Raw genomic sequence first — 18,900 nt, forward strand, 5'->3', positions numbered from 1 at the left:
CCGACGGGAGCGCGTCGAGGTTCTTGCGATCGCTGGCATGATGGGGCCATGACAAGAACACCGCGAAATCGTACGGGACTTTGGACGAGCCGTGAACAGGGTACGAACGTCGGCTCATGCTGCTCGATGAAGTAACGTGTCGGTTTCACGCAATGGCCGCAAATCGCCGGGTTCCGGGGTATCGCCTGTCCATGAATAGATGCCTGTCAGATTAATATGCTCCCAAGTCAACGGCGAAACATGGCGAAGAAGGTTGTCTGGTATGTCGCGGCCCTGAGCCTTGAGATGAACGGCGGCTTTGGCAAGGTAGATTGTATTCCAATGAATAATGGCGCTGACGACGAGATTGAGACCGGAAGCACGAAATGATTGGCTGTCGAGTGAACGATCGCGAATCTCACCACGCTCATGAAAGTAGACGGCGCGTTTAAGCGGTGTTGTCACCTTGTTTGAATGACAAGTGCGTTAAGTCCCGTGCCGACGGTCTCAGACGATCTGGCCGCTGGCGGCTTTCCACTGAGCCATGGCCTGCAGGCGGTGATTGCGAATTTGGTTGGCAGAAGGTTTCGTGTGACCTGGAACGAAGAGGTTGCGGACGGCGGAGAACAGCGAAACGAAATGCTGTAAACTTCCGATTGATCGAAAGCCCTGGCGCATTCGTTCCCGTTTTCGAAACGGCAGATGCGAATTCTCCGCCCTGTTGTTCAAGCCCTTATGCGAGCGATGCTCGACACCCGGCATGACCTGACGCTTTGCCGCCCCATAGGAGCGGAGCTTGTCGGTGATCATCCGCCTGGGCACGATGCCCTGCTTCTTTAGCAGACGCATCAGCAAACGTCTGGCAGCCTTGGTATTGCGGCGAACCTGCGCGATTTCGTCAAGCACATAACCATCCTGGTCAACCGCCCGCCACAACCAGCACTTCCTGCCGTTGATGCGCACCGCAACTTCATCGAGGTGCCAGATATCACTGCTGGAAGGTGGTTTTCGGCGAATGCGCCGAACATAGTCCGGGCCATGTTTTCTGCCCCATCGGCGGATAGTCTCGTAGGATACAGCGATCCCGCGTTCAAGCAGCATTTCCTCAACGTGGCGCAGACTGAGCGGAAAGCGATAATAGAGCCAGACAGCGCGGGCTATAATCTCTGGCGGGAAACGATGGTTCTTGTAATTGGCGATGGGCTGGCTCATGCCAATGATCAATATCGACAATTCATTAAGCCAAAAACAAGGTGACAACTCCGTCTGGAAAGGTGATGGCCTTCATTCCTCCGATCATATTGGCTCATGCCGTGGACGCTAAGAATAAGACCTTGCCACAACAGCTTGGTGAAAATACCCGTTTGGATCGAGTACGTTCGGATGCCTGCCAAGATAATGGCTGCGGTTGCCTCAGACTTGAAACCGAGCATTGATCGCACACGGCGCTTGATGCGCCGATGATCCTGCTCGATCCGGTTGTTGAGGTATTTACTCGACCTGATCCTGATACGCTTGGTCCCGCTGCCGGCCTTTGCCTTCAATCGGTTAGTCGTATCACAGGAACGGATCGCTTTGCGATTTGTCTGGCTGCCGTCGATAACAACGCGATCCGGCCGGCCATGCCGCTCCAATGCTCGTTTGAAGAAGCGCTTGGCCGCAGGCAGATCACGGCTTTTGCTGAAGAAGAACTCAACGGTGTCCCCGACGCTGTCAATGGCGCGATACAAATACATCCATTGACCGCGAACCTTGATATACGTCTCATCGACGTGCCATTTGCCGGTAACGGCGCGTTTGCCCCGATTGAAGCGCTCAAGCAGCTTTGGCGAGAAGTGGATAATCCAGCGATGCACAGTGGAATGGTCAACGCTCAAACCGCGTTCAGCCATCATTTCTTCGAGATCGCGCAGGCTGAGATTGTAAGCCAGATACCAGCGTACACACAGCAGGATCACGGACTGGTCGAAATGGCGACTCTTGAACATACCGCACCTCCGAAAATCATCGAAAGCACATAAGCCAATCTAAGTTATGAAACGGTTTGCGACAGAGCCCGGCAATGAGCACCAGAATTACACCCGCGATCCCCTCGAGCGTCCGCGAGATGCCGTCACTGAGACGCGGCCGGGTTTCTAACAGGCGGACCAGCTGCGAGCTGAAGAAGACCGACTGCTGCTAATCTGACTAGATAAGGCACGGTGGCCCGAGCGTCTCGGCTTTCTTCGCATCGACGAGTTTGGAGCGCGAAAAAGTGTTCCTCGCGCGGAGGAGTCACGGTCGCGTCCGCCTTGCTATGGTATGTCTGGGCGAAATGAGCGGCTTCATTGGGGGACAGCGTAACTCTCGAAGACAAAAGGAGTTCGACGATATGACGTTTGACGAGTTACTCACCGAGCTGCACGACAGATATCCGGACGGTGCCACATGGCGTGAGCGTCTTAGTCTCACCAATCTCGATATTCTGAAATGGGCTGCCTCTGCGGGTATGCCCAGGCAAGACCTCTACGATCGATTGGCAATTGAACTGGCACGTGGTTTTAACGCCTCGGAGCTATCGTTTGAATTTTGCGACGCCGTCGTCAACGACATTTATTCAGTAATGATTTTTAACGACGAGCAACGCCCCCATATCTTCTGGGAAATCTATCTCGCCTTTGATTCCGGGGAATATTATCACGACGGCAATCGTGACCGGCATCCGGTCGAGGTGTACACACGGCCCCAAATCGGACGAATTCTTGATGCTGTCGCTGCGCGATGAGGCAAAAACTCGCGACCGCAAAAACGATTATTGCAGAGGCCGGAATGGGGTAAAAAACACCATCGCCGGAAAAGGCCGGATGGAACTGCGACGCAAACGTTTATCGATACGCGTGCGAGCTTATCGACAAGCAATGGCCGAAGCTCATTGCTGCACCATCGTGAGTCCGAGATCGTCATGGTGCCGGCGGATGCAATCGGTAGAAAAAGAAAGCCGGACTGTTGCTTGGGCTCTCATTCAACGTTGTCGGGTTTGGCACCCGGCTTTGGGGATACTGAGGCTCCTATCATTTGATCTCCCAGGTCGTGTTATGCGGGATGTCCATCGCAGTGTAGCCGCCGGGACCAGCCAGTGCCGGCATTGCTATGCAAGCAAATGGCTCACTCCCGGTAATTCCCACGTACTTGCCTGTGCCGCCGGTGATGATATGGGTGCCACAACCCATCTCTGGCTGCGACTTGTCGAGGTCGCGCGTATCAAAGGTCGAGAAAATCTTGTCACCGTCGTTGTCGGCCAGCACGCAGGCGCCGTCGATATATTTCTTGTCGCCCGACGCTACGCTCAGCGCTGTGCAATGTGCTGACATCTTGTCGAACATTTTCTCTCCCTTCATGTTTTCCGTGGTGCCGATCGCCTCCAGCGAAGTGGCAGTGCCGAGATCGGCAATGTCAATGTTCATCAAAGGTCGAAAAATGAAATGCGTCACATAGGGCGTGGTCCCCTTCTTTTCGATCGGTTGTCCGAGGACGATCCCGGGGGCAAAGGCCATGAGCACTCCGGAGAGAAGTGCCGCTTTGACCAGTGTCCGCGCTACGGCGGGGGCGGCGATCATGCTCGGGTTTACGGGTTTCATTGGTTCCTCCCTTATCTGCGGATGCGGCCCGATTGATTGAGTACTGCGGCGGCACCCCTCGGCGAATTTGCAATACAATCAGCCTCCGGTCGCGCTTCAATTTTCGCGAAAACTCTTGGTCAGTGAGGCTGACAAAGGCGCGATCATGTAGCGAAGGAATGTCTGGCCAATCGATGGCATGGTGGGGGTTGGTCGCCATCTCGATTAGCAAGGGACAGAATACTCCTGTTCCGTGTTGCGGTATCTGTGACAACTTGGCTGCCCATCTAAAGATGTATTTTTTCGGGCCTTGCTGTAGTCCGTTCCGCTTCGAAATCAGCTAGCCGCCCTTGCCCAACAAAATCGCGCGATGTTCGAAAAGTTTTCGATGCCTTCCTGGAATCGCCCGATGGGCATGTAGATGTGCAAGAAATGAAAGATACGGGTAAGCTCCGCCACAAAACGATAAGCGGCTGGCTCCCCCGGAATGGGCAATCGGCGTAGATGACACGGGAGCGCGGCGAGGTGAAGGATCCCTATCCTCGTGCTGTACCGTCGATCAAAGCGGCAAGTATTTTCGAAGCGAATGCCCTCAGCGCACAATCCGCTCTCGAGTTGACGCCGGCATGCCAGGACGCGGATGAGTTGACCATCGCGCAGACTGAAGGACTCTATTACAAGCCCAACTCACCACTCAAACAGGATTTTGCCGCCGACCCGCCTGACGGGATCAGGAACGGTTCCGATCTGGAACAAAGCCTTGCGACGTCTGCTGATCGTATCGATCCCACGACCCGGCGAGTAGGGCCGGGGCGACAAGATAGAGGATGGTGGCGATCGTCACGACGCCAGTGAACCCGACATGCATTGCAAGCAGTGCGGCGAGGATCGCGCTCAGCACCGACGCACAGCCATTGATCCCCCACGCCCAGGGAATAAACGCCTCCGAGCGTGCGGCGACGTAGCCGAGGCCGAGGGGGAACGGCATGCCCATGAAGACGGCGAGCGGCGCTATGAGGAGGAGTGCGATCGCGATCTTCGCGGCATCCGGGAGTGCCAGCAGCCGTTCGAATATTAAGGGCAGCGCGAGCAGGTAGGTGGCAGCCAGGAATGCGATCACCACGACGGCGAGTGCAATGCCACGCACCGCCGATCCGCGTCCGACCGCCGCCATCCAGCGTGCGGCTACGGCGCTACCAAGACCGGCGAAGGCAAGGAAACCCGCAAGCACGACAGCGACAGCGTAGAGCGGATGGCCGAGAAACAGCACGAAGCGCTGGATGAAGGCGATCTCGATGAAGAGGAAGGCCAGGCCCAAGGCAAGGAAATAGAGCCCGAAGCGCAGCCGGTGTACGGTTCTCCCGAGTGCGCGCCGGCGAAGCCAGAGCGGCAGCAGGATCAGGACGGCGCTGAGGATCGCGGCCTGGACGAGCGTCGTCACCAGGATCAGGTAACCCCAGTCGAGCATCGCTGCTCCACCTTGGGTGCGCAGCGTCAGAAGTTCGGGCAGGGCGCGCCAGCGGAAAAAGTCGAAGAAATAGGGCTGATTGTCAGTGGCTGGTGCAATATTGAACTTGTAGCGCTCGGTGAAGTCGGCTCGCTCAGGGCCGAGGAGAGCGACGGCTCCCTCGTAGAGATATTCTTGGTCGAGCTGGTTGTAGCGGTTCACGTCGCTCGCGGAGATGCCCGGCGTCCAGGAGATGTCAAAGAAATTCTCGGCCGCGAAGCCGCGGATGGCAGCGACGTCTTCGCCCGTGAACGGCGACTTGGCGACGAGCAGGGTTGAAGTGTTCCAGCTCCGGATCAGCGCCAGGTGCCGGCCTGGCTCGGCCACGCCATCCGCTTCAAGCGCTGCGGTAGCAGTGGCGAACAGCTTGAGGATGTCGCGCGGCGGCGCCCGCAGCCATCGCGTGATGGCGATGACTCCATCCGGTCTCAGCACCGCTAGGTAATCCCGCAGTGCCTCCACGGTATAGGTGTAGTTCTCATGCATGCTCTGCACGCCGGCCGCCGCCGCGCTGAAGGAGTCAAGGAGCGGCATCTGGATCAGGTCGTAACGCTCGCCAGTAGTCGCAGCGAAGGCGCGCGCCTCGGCTAGATGCAGATGCACGTTCGGTCGGCTGAAGATGCCGCCGGCGAAGTCGGCGAAGCGATTCCGAACCAGGTCGATCATCTGCGGGTTGACCTCTACAGCATCCACGGTATCGGCTCCGGCGCGCAGCGCCAGCAGCACCTGCTCGCCGCCGCCTGCACCGAGGATTAGCATTCGCGGCCGCTCAAGGATGCGGTACGGGAGCGCCGCCGTTGTCCGGTCGAGATAAGCGCCCGTCGCCGGATCGCCGCCATAGGCGGTGATCGCCGTAATACTGTCGCCATCGGTGAAGACGGCGAGTTGCGCGGGCGGCTCTTGGGTGTTGGCGAGGCTGAGGCCCGGCGCGTACCGGAAAGGGACGGCCGGGCTCTCGACGACCGTCAGCAGTCCGAGCGGGCTCGACCGCTCCTCGACCACACGCGCGTTCGGCACTTCGAGAGCCATGCGGAGGCCCTTGTACTGCGACATGTACGGGCCGGGGGCCGTCCAGGATGGTGGTAGCCACACCGCGATGACCGCGGCTGCCAGCCCGCTGCCCGCGGCGAGCCACCGATGGCGAGCCATGCCCGTCGCGGCGAGGGCAGCCGCCGCGAATCCTAGCGCTGCGACGAAGCGCAGCGCAGCAGAGGGAAAGACCAGGAACAAGAGTCCGACGGTGCCCAGCGCACCGATCCCTGCGCCGACCAGGTCGAAGGCATAGACGCGTCCAATCTCGCGAGGATGGCGGCTGAAGGCAAGGCCGATGCAGGTTGCACCGAAAAAGAACGGCAGGATCAGAAGAGCATAGCTGGCCGCGAGCCAACCGAGCTGCCCCGGATTCCAGACGATCTCGAGCGCGTTGAACGGCAGGCGTTCGGCACCGGCGAAGCTGGCAACTGCAGTAATGCCGAACAGCGCTGCCGACGCTGCGAAAGCGGCCGGGTACCGCTCCACCAGGGGGCGGCGGGCGAACGCAACGAATGTACCGCTCGCGCCGAAGCCCAGAAGCGCGATGCTTATGATCATATAGGCAAAATGATGCCACTGAATGATCGAGAAGAGCCGCATCAGCAGCACTTCGTGGGCAAGGGTCGCCGCCGATATGAGACTGACCGGCAGCAGGTGCCCCGCTCTCATCGGGCCCTACCGCCCCTCAGCGGCACAAAGCTCACCGGCAGCAGCTGCCGGGTCGTGATGCTTCCGTCCCGTCGCTTCTCGACCAGCATGAGAAACTGGGTCGCGAAGGGACCTCCCACGGGGACGACCATACGGCCCCCCTTGGCGAGCTGTTCGACCAGCGGCGGCGGGATGTGGCTGGCAGCGGCGGTCACCACGATGCCGTCGAAAGGCGCGTGCGCAGGCCAACCATAGTAACCGTCGCCTACCTTCACCTCGACATTGTCGAAGCGGAGCTCCGCGAGTCGGGCTGCCGCCCTTTCGCCCAGTTCCGGTATGATCTCAATCGAGTAAACCTCCGCTGCGAGCGGTGACAAGACGGCTGCCTGATAGCCCGAGCCAGTGCCGATCTCGAGGACAACGTCACCAGGCCCGACGTTGATCAAGTCGGTCATCAGCGCGACGATGAAGGGCTGCGAGATCGTCTGACCGTATCCGATCGGCAGTGGCCGGTCTCGATAGGCCGCGCCGCGCTGCTCCTCGGGTACGAAAAAGTGGCGCGGCACCTTCCCCATCGTCTTCAGCACCTCCGGATCGATACCCTGGCCCTCGACCGCTGACGGCGCTGAGCGGGCGTGCAATTTGATCGTTTCGATCATCGCCGCACGCTCGGCGAGGTGATCCTGAGCGGGTGCGGATGTCGAAACCACGGCGGCAGCGCTCGCGAGAACCGCGGCCAGTAACGCTTGGCACTGGGCTAGGGGACGCATGAACTCTCTCCCGTCTACAATGCCGAGTATAGTGGCGGCGGAGGCAATTTTGAACAAACTTCGCTCGGCTCTCAGCCGCTCTCCAGCTTGAGACCTCACAACAAAGCGATGGCGCTGACGGAATGTGGCGCGCTACCTCACTCTCGATGATTTGCAGAACCTTCCCCCCTGAAATCAAGAAGTTGAACGCGACGGATCGACACTTGCCGAAGTTCGATCGGTGACCGAGGAGCGCTTGCTTAGACGTGTCCGCGGACTTATTCTGGACGTTTCGCGAGCCTGCCCCGGCGCGCAGCCGGGGGTGGAAGGCCCGGCGACACAGGGAGGTTTGTCATGAAAATCGCATCGATATTTGCAATCGGCTGGATCGGATTCTGCGGAATCGCCTCCTTTGCCTCGGCAGAGGATGCGCAGACAATGGTCGCTCCCAATGATGTCAAGTGGGTCCCGGCCCCCAAAGTGCTTCCTGCCGGAGCAGAAGCGGCGGTCTTGTTCGGCGATCCCACCAAGGAAGGTTTGTTTGCCCTTCGGCTCAAAGTGCCGTCTGGGTATGCGATCCCACCACACACGCATCCTGCGGATGAGGTGGTCACGGTCATATCAGGGGCTGCGAATCTTGGAATGGGCGAAACCGCCGATCGGAGCGCCGCCAAGGCACTGCCTGCGGGCAGTTTCTTCGCGCTGCCGCCCAGCATGGCGCATTTCGTTTACTTCGACGAGGAGACTGTCGTCCAAATCACCACCAATGGCCCGTGGGGCCTCAAGTATGTCAACCCGGCGGACGATCCTCAGAAGTCGCAATAGCCAGCCGCGGGCTTGAATGCCAACTGCCCCGCCGCCGAGCGCGGCGGGTGCAGTGCAAACTGTGGAATTCGAAGCCGGGCAATTGTGTCCAGCGGCTTAATTTCCAAATCTGCGAGTACGTTGCAGGATTGTGTCCGCTTTGCGTCGACGACGCTATCCACATTGCAGAACAGATCGAACTGTGGGCTGAGACCGGTGGGGGAACCAGCGGGCGCTTTGCGCCAAAACCCGCCATCATCGCATAAGCAAAAGGATGACGGGTCACTGAGTGGCACTTTAAGCGATTTCGCGCTCCATCCGGACTTCGGCCTCTAGACTTTCGAAATCCCGGTAAATGGTGACTGTGGCAAGAACCCGTCCGCCGCTTTTGTATTGCAGCGTGCAGTCCTTCGCTTTGATATCGCCGTCGATGACAATCTCATCCCATGTTCCTGCATGACCAACGTAGTTGATCGGGATGTCATAGTGCTGGCTCCAGAAGAAAGGCACGGCCTCGAACTTTTCCTGCCGTCCAAGCATGTTGAGTGCAGCGATCTGCCCTTGGCGTTGCGCGACCACCCAATGCTCGACACGAATGCTTTGACCGGAATGCGGATCAGGCCAGCGCGCAATATCGCCTGCCGCATAAATTCCCGGCACGCTTGTTTCTAGATAGGCGTTGACCACGACACCGTCGTCGATAGCAAGGCCAGCCTGCTCGGCCAGTGCAAGGCGCGGCCGTACCCCGATGCCGGCAACAACGAAATCGGCTTCATGCACGGCTCCGCTCCGGAGCCGAACATTTGAGCCTTCAATTGCCACTACCGTGTCTTCGAGATGAAAAATGACGCCATGCTCTTCATGAAGTGCTCGGATGAAATCCCCCATCTCCGGCCCGAGAACTCGCTCCATCGGCCGTTTGTTCGGAGCGACGACGTGAACTTCGATATCGCGTGCGCGCAGGGCAGCGGCGACCTCGAGTCCGATAAAGCTGGCCCCTATCACGACGGTACGTCGAGCGCTCTTAGCGGCAGTGACGATGGCGCGGCTGTCATCGAGTGTGCGCAGCGTATGGACATTCGGCTGATCCGCGCCGGGTATGGTCAAGCGCACTGGTTCTGCGCCTGTTGCCAAGAGCAGTCGATCATAGGGAATCTTGTCTCCGCTGGCAGTCACGACATCTTGTGACAAAGTGTCGATGGAGGTGACCTCCGCCCGAAGGCGAAGGTCGATTTTCGCCTTGCTATAATACTTGTCCGACCGCAGCGGCACCCATTCTTCGGGCGCGCTGCCCGCTAGATAATCCTTCGAAAGGTTCGGTCGATCGACGGGAGCGGCAGAGTCCGCGCTCAGCATAACAATGCTGCCTTGGAAATCCCGCCGGCGAAGCATTTCTGCCGCGGCAAAACCCGCTGCACCACCACCGATGATGACGATGCTTTCCGGCGCGGCCGATTGCGATGGCTGTGCCTGTTTTTGGTCATCGCGTTTGTGCTGAATGAAGATGTTCCCGTCTTGCTTGTCGACGCGCCAGCACGACAATGAGCTTAGAGCTGGCGCGCGGATAGCTTCGCCGCTGCTCAGATCGAAACATGCGTGGTGCCAGGGACAGCGCACCGTGCTTTCCACCACCAGCCCGTCGATGAGGGGTCCGTGATAGTGGCTGCAGTAAGCATCGATCGCGAATATCTCGTCCGCCACGCGCAAAAGGAGAACATCCTGTTGCCCGACATGACCGAGGAGCTTCCCTCCGTCGAGGGCAGTAACAGGAACGCCCTGTGTCAGGTCGGGGCCGCTTGGGGACTGGTTTTCAACCATGGGTGTCTCCTCGATAGCGAACAGGTGGCAGCCTTGAAGCCCATGCAGATGGCTGTCAGTTAGGCCTTAGCATATTACGACCTGTTATGCTGGGATAAAAGCGCCCCTACAATCGATCAACCGTGCCTCCTTTTTTCCAAAAGCAGACATATAGCGGCTACGCCCTTCTGCTGGCAGTTTCGACCATAAAACGGGTCGGTTCGCCAGGACCCGTCCACTGTTCACCGTTTGGGCGGCTGTCCTTTTTTGTTTGCAACCGAAACGTGCTAGACTGGGCGCTGCGAGCCCGGAGGTGCTTTGCCATGGGAGGCTTTCCAACGGTCACTTGTCTGTTCATCCTGGCGCTGCTCGCTTCGCACGGACATGCAGAGGAGGCCCGGCATAAATTCCCGCCCGACGAAACACTGAAGGTGCCGTCGCTCACTCTGACGGACGAGCAGTTCCTGCATGGTGAAAAGATGAACGGCGTGGTCGTGATGCTCACCGGCCAGCTCCGGCTTCCCAATTGGAACGCGCGCCTGCCGGCAGTTGTGCTGTTGCACGGCTCCGACGGACACAAGACTGGTTCGACGCTGGGGTGGCGCGAATTTCTCAACCAAATGGGAGTCGCTACGTTCCGCCTCAACAGTTTTGGCGGGCGCGGCATATACCGGGCAACTAAAAACGAGTCGCAGTTGAGTCTGTTCGCGCAGATCTACGACACCTATCGCGCCGTCGATGTGCTGGCGGCACACCCGCGCATCGACCCGTCACGCATTGCGGTGATGGGCTTTTCGCGTGGAGGCTTCGCAGCGCTTTCCTCAAGCATGCGGCGCCTCCAGGTTCTTTACTGGCCGACCGGAGCGCGCATCGCCGCACACCTTCCAGTCTACCCGGCATGCAACATTGAGCTTGACGGTGAACTCGATATTGCAGACGCACCAATCCGCGAACTTCACGGCGCGGCTGATGACTGGACCCTGATCGCTCCCTGCCGCGCCTACATCGAGCGGCTTCGCGCGGCCGGCAAGGATGCCACTATGACAGAATATCCAGGTGCGCTGCATTCCTTCGATGACCCGATCAATCCGTTGGGCTATATAGTTCAGAACGCGCAAACGGCGCGCAAATGCCAGCACCGCGAAGACGACGGGAAGATAATCAACATCGAGACTGGCAAGCCCCTCACTTACAACGACGCTTGCGTGGAACTCGGTACGACTGCGGGCTTCGACGAAGCGGCGACCGAGGCGGGCACAGGGGGCGGTGAAGGCGTTCCTGACCGAAGTATTTCGCCTCAACTGATCTAATAAATGCTCTTCCGGCAAGAAGACGCGGCAACGAAGCCTTACGGTTACCGTTTCACTGGCATGACCGGCGTCATTTGGTCCGCAATACGACTTCAAGACCTTGCACTTGGAGTAGGGAGTTATCGCCGAAGTTGTAAGGCCGCAAGGCTAAGTTAGCCGATATCACGTGGCGTGTGGCCGATCGCTCATTGGAACAGTCGAAAGACCAATTCCACGTCTTGCGAAAAGTGCCACGCAATATGCGGTTGTTCTCTCTTAAAAACCGCCAAACAAAAAACAGGGAGGTTATTATGATCAGGTTCCAGTCATGGCTATTTTCTATTCTTCTATTGGGAATGGCGGGTTCGTCTGCAACTGCTGAGGAGGTCTGGTCGCTCGACGGGTTCAAGACCCCTGAGAGCGTGCTCTTCGATGCCAAGCGCAACGTCTTATATGTCACCAACATTGTTGGCGAGCCCACGGGAAAGGATGGCATCGGATACCTTTCGAAGGTTTCGCCGGACGGTAAGTTAAAGACTGCCGAGTGGGTGAAGGGCTTCGACGCGCCCAAGGGATTGGTGATGAAAGGAGATACGCTTTTCGTCACTGACATCGATCGCCTTAGGTCCGTCGATGTAGAGAGCGGTCAGGTAACAGGAACGTGGGCGGCAGAAGGCGCTCAGTTCCTCAATGATACCGCTGTCGACGAGGCCGGTCGTGTCTTTGTCTCCGACATGCTGACGAACAGGATTTATGTCCTGGACAATGATGCTCTCTCCGTCTGGGTCGAGAGTGAAGACCTTCTGCACCCAAACGGCTTGCGCGTCGAAGATGGTCGCCTTCTCGTCGCCGGCTGGGGCCGCGATATCCAACCGGATTTTTCGTCAAAGACACCCGGCCATCTGATCACGATCGACCTGAACACGAAGGCGATCTCAGATGTTGGGCCTGGCGAGCCAGTTGGAAATCTTGATGGTCTCGAGCCCGACGGGGCCGGAAATTGGCTCGTCACCGATTGGGTCGCGGGGACGCTCTTTCGCATTCATCCGGATGGAAAGGTCGACCAACTGATGGACCTCAATCAAGGCAGCGCCGATCTGGAATTCATGGAAGGTGAGAAACTGGCAATCATCCCGATGATGATGGACGGCAAACTCGTCGCGACTCGAGTGGATTGAACGAGACGCGGGCAAGAGGCTTGCGCAGAAAGGCCAAGCGGCAATTGGGAAATAAACCTAGCGTTAGCTATTGACGCCCATGTGACCCTATGCTGCACTGCAAACGTTCGATCAACTACGCCTTCGCACTGCAGCAAGGATCCGCCATGTCGACCTCAGCATCCTTGAATGCCAAACATCTACCATACCTTGATGCGGTCCGAGGTTTGGCTGCGTTTTGGGTTCTTGCCTCGCACGCGGCGGTGCTGAATGCGGTTCATTGGCCTATCATCTCCGAAGGCGGTTTTGCGGTCGATCTCTTTATGATGATGTCAGGCTTCCTTATGAGCCACCATTATGTCCAGCGCTCAGTTGTTGAGCCTTGGGGAGCGCCGAGCACGTGGCGAGCGTTTTGGTTGAGACGCTTTTTCAGGATCGCTCCTGTGTTCTACCTTCTTCTGCTCGTTTCGTTTATCATCGGCAACTCAGTCGGCGACTGGCGTGAGCAGATTGCTACAGTTTGGCCTTCAACGGCAACCGCGATGCTTCGATACACTGACCAGTCACCGTTGAACGCACTTGTTCACGGATCATTCTTGTTTGGTCTGCTTCCTGAATACAGTTTTCGCACACCTTTGCCCGATTGGAGCATTGGTCTGGAAATGCAGTTCTATGTAGCCTTCCCGATCATAATGCTTCTTTGGGCGAGGGTTGGGGCAGCCACAGCTGCACTGGCGATCCTTGCCGTTGCTTTTGCCCTTCAGATGATTGCACCGGCCTATTTTGACGCCTATCCGATGCCAGCGAATTTGGCTTTGAAAATCGATGTCTTCCTGACCGGCATGCTCTTGGCAGCAGCGGCGTCTTACGCTGATAGGCGATCTGCCTTCCTTGGCTCGTTGGCGATGTTGGTGCTTGTGCCGGGTATAATCCTCGGGGCGAAGTCGGCGACGTATGCCGCTACACAGGGTGCTATCGCACTTGGGTTTGGGTTCCTGGTACTTCACAAGCGGATTGCCACACGTTTCGGCCAACCGTGGATCGAAGACTTCGTCGGCAAGCTTGACTGGCGACCACTTCGTTTCCTTGGCGACACATCGTACAGTGTCTACCTGGTTCATCTGCTTTTGATGATTCCGATTGTAGGAATTCTTTCTACGCTCCCCGCCTATGTCGGGATGACGGAAAAATATCGCGTGCTGCTAGCGGTCGTACTTACAGCTCCACCCGTCTATATCATCAGCTGGGGGCTGCACAGAACAATCGAGACGTACGGTATCAGATTGGGAAAGACACTCCTCAAGCGCTTTCGCCCTTCGCTCAAGCCAAGCCATCGAGCCGCGTAAGCGAGGGATCCTTTGGCTTATGCGACAGGCGTGTCGGGCGGACAAGTGGGCTCGTGAACGGGCGGTCGCTGGCCTAGCTCGCCGGGTCCGGTGTGCAGGGCGCGGTCGTCGTTGGCGGTTCGGGGAAGTAGGGCACGGTGTCCGTCTTGGTGCGTAGCGGCACGGTGGGCTGGGTGTCCCTGACCTTGGAGCTGGTGAGGGGCTGGTCAGCGGCGATCGACCGGAACAGCTTCTTGGCCGGTCCTTCGAGCCACTCGACACGGCCGGGGTAGGCGGTGGAATAGCGCCAGGGCGTGGTGATGAAGGGGATTTCGTCGGATGACAGGCTGAGCGCGAGGTCTCTCATTATGCCGGGGGTGAGGTCGGGGTCGGTGGAAACGGACTTGGTGGCCGCGTCCAGGAAGCCAAACAGCCGGGCCGGGTCGGTCAGGGTCTCGCCGCTCATCGCCTTCTTCGCCATGGCGGCGACGAAGTCCTGCTGACGCTGAATGCGCCCGATGTCGGACCCGTCACCGAGGCTGTGGCGGGCCCGGACGTACCCCAGCGCCTGTTCACCCAGTAGCGTCTGCCACCCTGCGGGCAGGTTGAGTTGGACATACTTGTCGCGGATCGGCTCGGGGATGCAGAGGTCCACCCCGCCGATCGCGTCCACCATGCCCTTGAAGCCGGTGAAGTCAACCTTGACGAAATGGTCGATGTGGATGCCGGTGAGCGTTTCGATGGTCTTCCAAGTGCAGCCGATGCCGCCGAAGTTGAAAGACGAGTTGATCATGCCGCGGTGCCTCTGCTGGCCCGGCAGCCCCTCTCGGGAGCGGCAGGCGGGAAGCTGGACCAGCGAGTCGCGCGGGAAGCTGATCACGGCCGCGTGGTTCCGCTTGGGGGACAGGTGCGCGAGCATGATGATATCCGTACGCTCCCCGGCGTAGTTCTTGCCGCCTCGCTGGTCCGACCCAAGCATCAGAATGTTCAGCGCAGCGGTCGGCGCCTTGGCCGGGCGGGCGTCGCCCAGATCCTCGCGGGTGACCTCGATGTGCCTGACGTTGCCGGTCAGCTTCGCGTACACCCCGCACACCGTGGCGGCCACGGCCAGCATGATGACGGTGACGATGGCGAGCAACCTGAGCAGCCGGCGGCGGCGGGACGGGGACTTGTCCTCGGGTGCCGGCGGCTCGTCGATCAACCCACTGCTCACGAGACTCTCCAGCAAGAGGGCCGATAACTGCATCTGGCAGGGGCTTGCCCGAACCCAACATATCCTGCCAAATAGGATTCTAGTCATACGCATCTAAAACGCAAGGGACAACGCAGTCGCAGCGGCGCCGTCGCAGGAGCAGCTTTCTCCGGGGCTGCTCGACAGCAAGCGGGCGACGACCCACTTATTCCGCGTCGGTTCGTGGAAGGTTGCTCGAACCGGGGGAGAATCTCGCGCAAGACTCATAGAGCGGATATACCAACGGACCGGTATCGACCGATCATGTCGAATGGTGGAACTCGATATCAATGGCCCGCGCGGAAAGCGATTGGTGCTGTACCCAGTGCCGATAGGTGATGGCTTCGTTGTCATAGCATAGAAGAAGGTCGGTTTTTGGCCAAAAGCCCACACTCCAGTGGGAGCATAGTGAAGATAGGATGGCCGGATTATCGTGTTGATAGAGCTTTCCAAGAGCGACCCCGCCCTCGATCGTGCATCCGTAACGAGCCAGTATAGATTCTGCCTCGCTTAGTGACGCTACCGCGAGAGCCCTAAAAGCCTCTTTGAAGCCGCCCGGCGCAAAACGTAAGCAACATGCGGCTGGCATTCCCGACCTTACGGCCCGAGCGTGCTTTACCCCTCTGGGAATCGTCACAGTTTCCCCAGCAGAGGCATCGAATAATTCAGCGCCGCGAGCAAAACGGACGGTTCCTTCGAGAACGATAAAATGTTCGTCTTCGTTGTGATGAATGTGTAGAGGCGGACCGGACCCTTGCGCGACGATCTCCACACTTGTGTAACGTTCATTCACGTCACTCGATAAGATGCGCACAGCAAAGCGTTCTTGTCGCCCTGCACTTTATTGTAAGAATGTGGCCGTTCACGCTGAACTGCTGCACTTAACGTGAGAATGAAGTCGCAAGGATTCTCAAATTAACTGCAATACTGAGAATTCAGACACTGCGCGGCTGGTGAAGGCTATCTATTGGAAATTTATAAGAGTTTCGGAAGAGAGCAACGCCTGAGCGCCGGCATTCATCGGCAACAAACGAGAGCCAACGTTGTTGAGATCCTTTCTCAAATTAACTGCAGAGTTTAGCATCTAAAATCTCAAATAAACTGCACGTTCTCAAATTTAGCACAAAGCTAACTCATTGAAATCACTCACCCGGCATTCTCATCATTAACTGCAGCGCGACATGGCTTCGAAGGCGCTCAAGGGCTCGTCCGGAGAAGGCAGGCGAACGTACTGTGAAGCCACCGACAGGGTGTCGCGACGTACTGATTACTTGGTTGCCTGCCGTCACCAGTTGTTTGACCAGTTCGGCGCCGATAAATCCCGATGCCCCGGTTACGAGAACCAGTTCCAGATGTTGCTCTCTGTAGTCATGTTCGGTCTGGTTACCAGCCAGATTTTCCAAGACGAGAGACTTGTTATCTTCAACCATTCCAGCCTTTGAGTTCCTTAACCGCTGCAATCAGTTCAGCAGTGTCCGCGGCCACCCCTTAACCCTAGGGCTCGTGAACTCGACGGTGAGATGGCCACTCACCGTCGTTTTGTATCTGGACGGACCTCTGCGCGTGACGCGGTGTTACTTCTATGAAAACAGCGACCCGAAGCCCGCTGTTGGAAAGGTCTCTCAGCAGATCTTATTGACGAGCATCCAGCAATGCGTCGATGCGATCGACCTGCGCTGCGGTCAACGTGCGGCCAAAGGCGCTTTCGAGCTGCGCAACGGCATCATCAAGCGCTTGCTCGCGGAGTGCAGGATCGGTCAGCGCCAAGGCCTCTTCCCGGCTGCGCTCGTAGGTCGCAATCTTGCCAACCGCCGAGTTTGGTGCGGCCCGTTCCCTCGCCCGCGCAGATGCATGCGCGGCATTCAAAGGACCCAAGCTATTGTTATCGTCGTCGGCGTCCAGAGAGGCCTTGTCGACCTTGGATTTATCGTGGGCATTGATAGAATTACCGCGGTCGGACGACTTGCCATGGTCTCCGCCATTGTTGCCGTTTCCACCACCCTTACCATTGCCACCACCATTGCCACCACCGTTTTTGGCGAAGGCCGGACCAATGGCATTGAAATGATCGGTGGTTGAAAAAGCTGCGCCGATGACAAACAAGCCAAGACAGGCTGCTGCGATAAGACGACCCTTAAATCGAACCATGGTCCACCTCCTCAATAAACGCCTGGAAATTGGCACGCCGACACGGACGTGCCGACGCTCCACTAAATACTGTTTGATTAGGGAATGAGAAATCGGACTAAAGTCCTACCAGTAAAAATCAAAAGACCTATGCAAAGTCCGATGCCGGACAACGTGAGGCCAGACGCGGTGTGAAGGGGTCAAGGCTGGCGTCAGGCCCCTACCGAAGAGTCCACGGCTCCCCGGCGCTCTATGAACTATGATTGTTTGAAAAAGTTCCTCAGGGTGAGGGTCGGCCTGCAGCACCGCTGAGCCCTGTCGCCCAGTGGGTGTCAATGCCGTCCGGGCAACATCGATCCAACGCGTGCTGACGACTTTAGTCCCGTTAACCCGTAAATTTCAAACATCAAGGAGTGCGAGTGGCGATGGCGGAAAGATGCAGCTACTCTCGAGCGCGAACTCTGGAGATTGCTAGTCTAGAGCCTCTTATAATTAACTGCAGCGCGACACTGACGGTAATTCCATAGAGGGGCGGATCGTTCAACTGTTAATTTTGATGCATTGCAGCATCCGTTTTGACCCGTTAACGTTCATGCGGGCTCGGGGGGGTGCGGCATATAGGAAAGGAAATTGGATGCTTGGCTCGCTGGACTCCAAACCGAAGGACCTTGAAACCATCGCCCGTAGCGGCGGAGCGCTGCGCCGCATGGCAGCGCGCGTACCGACCTATCTGACGGACCTGCGCGAGAATCCTGCCTGGCTGCCGATGTTCCTACTGGCCCGCACGATACCGTTCCGCAAAGTGCATTGGTTGACTGCCAAACGCGTGCGCTCGAGCGTAAGCGCTGCGCGCTCTATGTTCGATGACCTCAAGGGGGAGGCGATCGCAGTGGAACTGAGAAGAACCGGTATCTTTACCGGTCTGACGCTGCCGCAGGCGATCCAAGAGGAAATCGCCCGCTTCGGACACGAAACGCCTTGTTTCGGCAATTTCGATCGTAAGCTCGAATTTCTGGCGGGTGAGCACGAGGAAGCCGAGCGGCGCTTCGGCCGCACGATACTGAGCGGCCATCACTTCGAGAGGATTCTGCAATGCGAAGCCGCCGTGGCGGTGCAGGAAGACCCTTTGCTTCTCGATGTGGCAAGGCACTATCTCGGCGGCGAAGCCAAATTGATCACCACGCGGACGTGGTGGAGCTTCCCGACAAAAACCGCCTCGGAAGCCGACCTCAGCCGCGCTTCCTTCAAGTTCCACTTCGATCTCGATGATTGGCGGATGTTGAAGTTTTTCTTTTATTTGTCCGATGTCGACGCCGATGCCGGTCCGCATGTCTACGTGCGCGGCAGCCACAACCGCCGACGCATGAAGCATCAACTGACGCTGCTCGTCGGGCATCCGGCAGATGAGGTGCTGGAATATTACGGCGAAGAAAACGCCCTCACTTTGACCGGCAAGGCGGGCTCAGGCTTTGTCGAGGACCCTTTCGGCTTCCATATGGGAACGTTGGCAAAACAGACCCCGCGCCTGATGATGGAAGTCGGATTTGGCGTCTCGAAGCCATCAAAGCGCCGCTACCATGGTGAGCCGGTCATTCGGTAACTTGGTTGCTGTCAGCGCTGGCCGAGAACGGTCTAGCCTGACAGCCCGACGGGGATGGC

General features: G+C 58.0%; 15 protein-coding genes and 2 pseudogenes. 6 read left to right on the forward strand and 11 right to left on the reverse strand.

Going from position 1 to position 18,900, the window contains the following annotated elements; all coding sequences use genetic code 11:
- Positions 1 to 114: 114 nt before the first annotated feature.
- The 3 genes and pseudogenes from ACSQ3H_RS27405 to ACSQ3H_RS27415 form a co-directional block, all read right to left on the reverse strand.
- Positions 115 to 432 (reverse strand): annotated as a pseudogene (locus tag ACSQ3H_RS27405) (Tn3 family transposase); the annotation flags it as partial.
- A gap of 54 nt (positions 433 to 486) precedes the next feature.
- On the reverse strand, positions 487 to 1,191 hold the full coding sequence (locus tag ACSQ3H_RS27410; protein WP_436120228.1) for an IS6 family transposase: 705 nt from the start codon (positions 1,189 to 1,191) through the stop codon (positions 487 to 489).
- Positions 1,192 to 1,361: 170 nt separating this feature from the next.
- Positions 1,362 to 1,967 (reverse strand): annotated as a pseudogene (locus ACSQ3H_RS27415) (IS6 family transposase); the annotation flags it as partial.
- Positions 1,968 to 2,350: 383 nt separating this feature from the next.
- Between ACSQ3H_RS27415 and ACSQ3H_RS27420 the strand changes: the two are divergent.
- On the forward strand, positions 2,351 to 2,743 hold the full coding sequence (locus ACSQ3H_RS27420; protein WP_436120229.1) for a hypothetical protein: 393 nt from the start codon (positions 2,351 to 2,353) through the stop codon (positions 2,741 to 2,743).
- A 286-nt stretch (positions 2,744 to 3,029) separates the two neighbouring features.
- Here the strand turns inward: ACSQ3H_RS27420 and ACSQ3H_RS27425 are convergent, their stop codons facing one another.
- From ACSQ3H_RS27425 to ACSQ3H_RS27435, 3 genes are all read right to left on the reverse strand, one after another.
- On the reverse strand, positions 3,030 to 3,596 hold the full coding sequence (locus tag ACSQ3H_RS27425; protein ID WP_436120230.1) for a hypothetical protein: 567 nt from the start codon (positions 3,594 to 3,596) through the stop codon (positions 3,030 to 3,032).
- A gap of 709 nt (positions 3,597 to 4,305) precedes the next feature.
- A complete protein-coding gene (locus ACSQ3H_RS27430) occupies positions 4,306 to 6,783 on the reverse strand; it encodes an SAM-dependent methyltransferase (RefSeq protein WP_436120231.1) in 2,478 nt (825 codons plus the stop codon).
- Positions 6,780 to 7,532: a protein-L-isoaspartate(D-aspartate) O-methyltransferase gene (locus ACSQ3H_RS27435; protein ID WP_436120232.1), complete on the reverse strand. Its 753-nt coding sequence runs from the start codon at positions 7,530 to 7,532 to the stop codon at positions 6,780 to 6,782. The genes ACSQ3H_RS27430 and ACSQ3H_RS27435 overlap by 4 nt, the downstream gene beginning before the upstream one ends.
- A 333-nt stretch (positions 7,533 to 7,865) precedes the next feature.
- Between ACSQ3H_RS27435 and ACSQ3H_RS27440 the strand changes: the two genes are divergently transcribed.
- A complete protein-coding gene (locus ACSQ3H_RS27440) occupies positions 7,866 to 8,336 on the forward strand; it encodes a cupin domain-containing protein (RefSeq protein ID WP_436120233.1) in 471 nt (156 codons plus the stop codon).
- 276 nt (positions 8,337 to 8,612) lie between these two features.
- Here the strand turns inward: ACSQ3H_RS27440 and ACSQ3H_RS27445 are convergent, their stop codons facing one another.
- A complete protein-coding gene (locus tag ACSQ3H_RS27445; RefSeq protein ID WP_436120234.1) occupies positions 8,613 to 10,133 on the reverse strand; it encodes an FAD-dependent oxidoreductase in 1,521 nt (506 codons plus the stop codon).
- A gap of 302 nt (positions 10,134 to 10,435) precedes the next feature.
- Here ACSQ3H_RS27445 and ACSQ3H_RS27450 point away from each other — a divergent pair, with 302 nt between their 5' ends.
- The 3 genes from ACSQ3H_RS27450 (at position 10,436) to ACSQ3H_RS27460 (ending at position 13,904) form a co-directional block, all read left to right on the forward strand.
- Positions 10,436 to 11,422 carry a dienelactone hydrolase family protein gene (locus ACSQ3H_RS27450; RefSeq protein WP_436120235.1) on the forward strand — a complete coding sequence of 329 codons (987 nt, stop codon included), beginning with the start codon at positions 10,436 to 10,438 and terminating at the stop codon, positions 11,420 to 11,422.
- Between the two features lie 290 nt (positions 11,423 to 11,712).
- The gene (locus tag ACSQ3H_RS27455) at positions 11,713 to 12,579 is read left to right on the forward strand and encodes an SMP-30/gluconolactonase/LRE family protein (protein WP_436120236.1); all 867 of its coding nucleotides are present in this window, start codon (positions 11,713 to 11,715) and stop codon (positions 12,577 to 12,579) included.
- A 146-nt stretch (positions 12,580 to 12,725) separates the two neighbouring features.
- On the forward strand, positions 12,726 to 13,904 hold the full coding sequence (locus ACSQ3H_RS27460) for an acyltransferase family protein (RefSeq protein ID WP_436120237.1): 1,179 nt from the start codon (positions 12,726 to 12,728) through the stop codon (positions 13,902 to 13,904).
- A 73-nt stretch (positions 13,905 to 13,977) separates the two neighbouring features.
- Here the strand turns inward: ACSQ3H_RS27460 and ACSQ3H_RS27465 are convergent, their stop codons facing one another.
- The 4 genes from ACSQ3H_RS27465 to ACSQ3H_RS27480 all read right to left on the reverse strand — a co-directional run bounded on the left by ACSQ3H_RS27465 (position 13,978) and on the right by ACSQ3H_RS27480 (position 17,262).
- On the reverse strand, positions 13,978 to 15,096 hold the full coding sequence (locus ACSQ3H_RS27465; protein WP_436120238.1) for an LCP family protein: 1,119 nt from the start codon (positions 15,094 to 15,096) through the stop codon (positions 13,978 to 13,980).
- 280 nt (positions 15,097 to 15,376) lie between these two features.
- A complete protein-coding gene (locus ACSQ3H_RS27470; protein ID WP_436120239.1) occupies positions 15,377 to 15,928 on the reverse strand; it encodes a cupin domain-containing protein in 552 nt (183 codons plus the stop codon).
- Positions 15,929 to 16,256: 328 nt separating this feature from the next.
- Positions 16,257 to 16,544 carry an NAD-dependent epimerase/dehydratase family protein gene (locus tag ACSQ3H_RS27475; RefSeq protein WP_436120240.1) on the reverse strand — a complete coding sequence of 96 codons (288 nt, stop codon included), beginning with the start codon at positions 16,542 to 16,544 and terminating at the stop codon, positions 16,257 to 16,259.
- A 202-nt stretch (positions 16,545 to 16,746) separates the two neighbouring features.
- Positions 16,747 to 17,262 carry a hypothetical protein gene (locus ACSQ3H_RS27480; RefSeq protein ID WP_436120241.1) on the reverse strand — a complete coding sequence of 172 codons (516 nt, stop codon included), beginning with the start codon at positions 17,260 to 17,262 and terminating at the stop codon, positions 16,747 to 16,749.
- A gap of 613 nt (positions 17,263 to 17,875) precedes the next feature.
- Here ACSQ3H_RS27480 and ACSQ3H_RS27485 point away from each other — a divergent pair.
- Entirely contained in the window at positions 17,876 to 18,841 is a 966-nt protein-coding gene (locus tag ACSQ3H_RS27485; RefSeq protein WP_436120242.1) for a phytanoyl-CoA dioxygenase family protein, read from the forward strand.
- The last annotated feature ends 59 nt before the right edge of the window (positions 18,842 to 18,900 follow it).

Source organism: Phyllobacterium sp. LjRoot231 (genome assembly GCF_964253365.1).
In the GTDB taxonomy this organism is placed as follows: Bacteria; Pseudomonadota; Alphaproteobacteria; order Rhizobiales; family Rhizobiaceae; genus Phyllobacterium.

Coding starts and splice junctions, on each gene's coding strand:
- ACSQ3H_RS27410 (WP_436120228.1), bottom strand. CDS start 1,191: ATGAGCCAGCCCATCGCCAATTACAAGAACCATCGTTTCCCGCCAGAG.
- ACSQ3H_RS27420 (WP_436120229.1), top strand. CDS start 2,351: ATGACGTTTGACGAGTTACTCACCGAGCTGCACGACAGATATCCGGAC.
- ACSQ3H_RS27425 (WP_436120230.1), bottom strand. CDS start 3,596: ATGAAACCCGTAAACCCGAGCATGATCGCCGCCCCCGCCGTAGCGCGG.
- ACSQ3H_RS27430 (WP_436120231.1), bottom strand. CDS start 6,783: ATGAGAGCGGGGCACCTGCTGCCGGTCAGTCTCATATCGGCGGCGACC.
- ACSQ3H_RS27435 (WP_436120232.1), bottom strand. CDS start 7,532: ATGCGTCCCCTAGCCCAGTGCCAAGCGTTACTGGCCGCGGTTCTCGCG.
- ACSQ3H_RS27440 (WP_436120233.1), top strand. CDS start 7,866: ATGAAAATCGCATCGATATTTGCAATCGGCTGGATCGGATTCTGCGGA.
- ACSQ3H_RS27445 (WP_436120234.1), bottom strand. CDS start 10,133: ATGGTTGAAAACCAGTCCCCAAGCGGCCCCGACCTGACACAGGGCGTT.
- ACSQ3H_RS27450 (WP_436120235.1), top strand. CDS start 10,436: ATGGGAGGCTTTCCAACGGTCACTTGTCTGTTCATCCTGGCGCTGCTC.
- ACSQ3H_RS27455 (WP_436120236.1), top strand. CDS start 11,713: ATGATCAGGTTCCAGTCATGGCTATTTTCTATTCTTCTATTGGGAATG.
- ACSQ3H_RS27460 (WP_436120237.1), top strand. CDS start 12,726: ATGTCGACCTCAGCATCCTTGAATGCCAAACATCTACCATACCTTGAT.
- ACSQ3H_RS27475 (WP_436120240.1), bottom strand. CDS start 16,544: ATGGTTGAAGATAACAAGTCTCTCGTCTTGGAAAATCTGGCTGGTAAC.
- ACSQ3H_RS27480 (WP_436120241.1), bottom strand. CDS start 17,262: ATGGTTCGATTTAAGGGTCGTCTTATCGCAGCAGCCTGTCTTGGCTTG.
- ACSQ3H_RS27485 (WP_436120242.1), top strand. CDS start 17,876: ATGCTTGGCTCGCTGGACTCCAAACCGAAGGACCTTGAAACCATCGCC.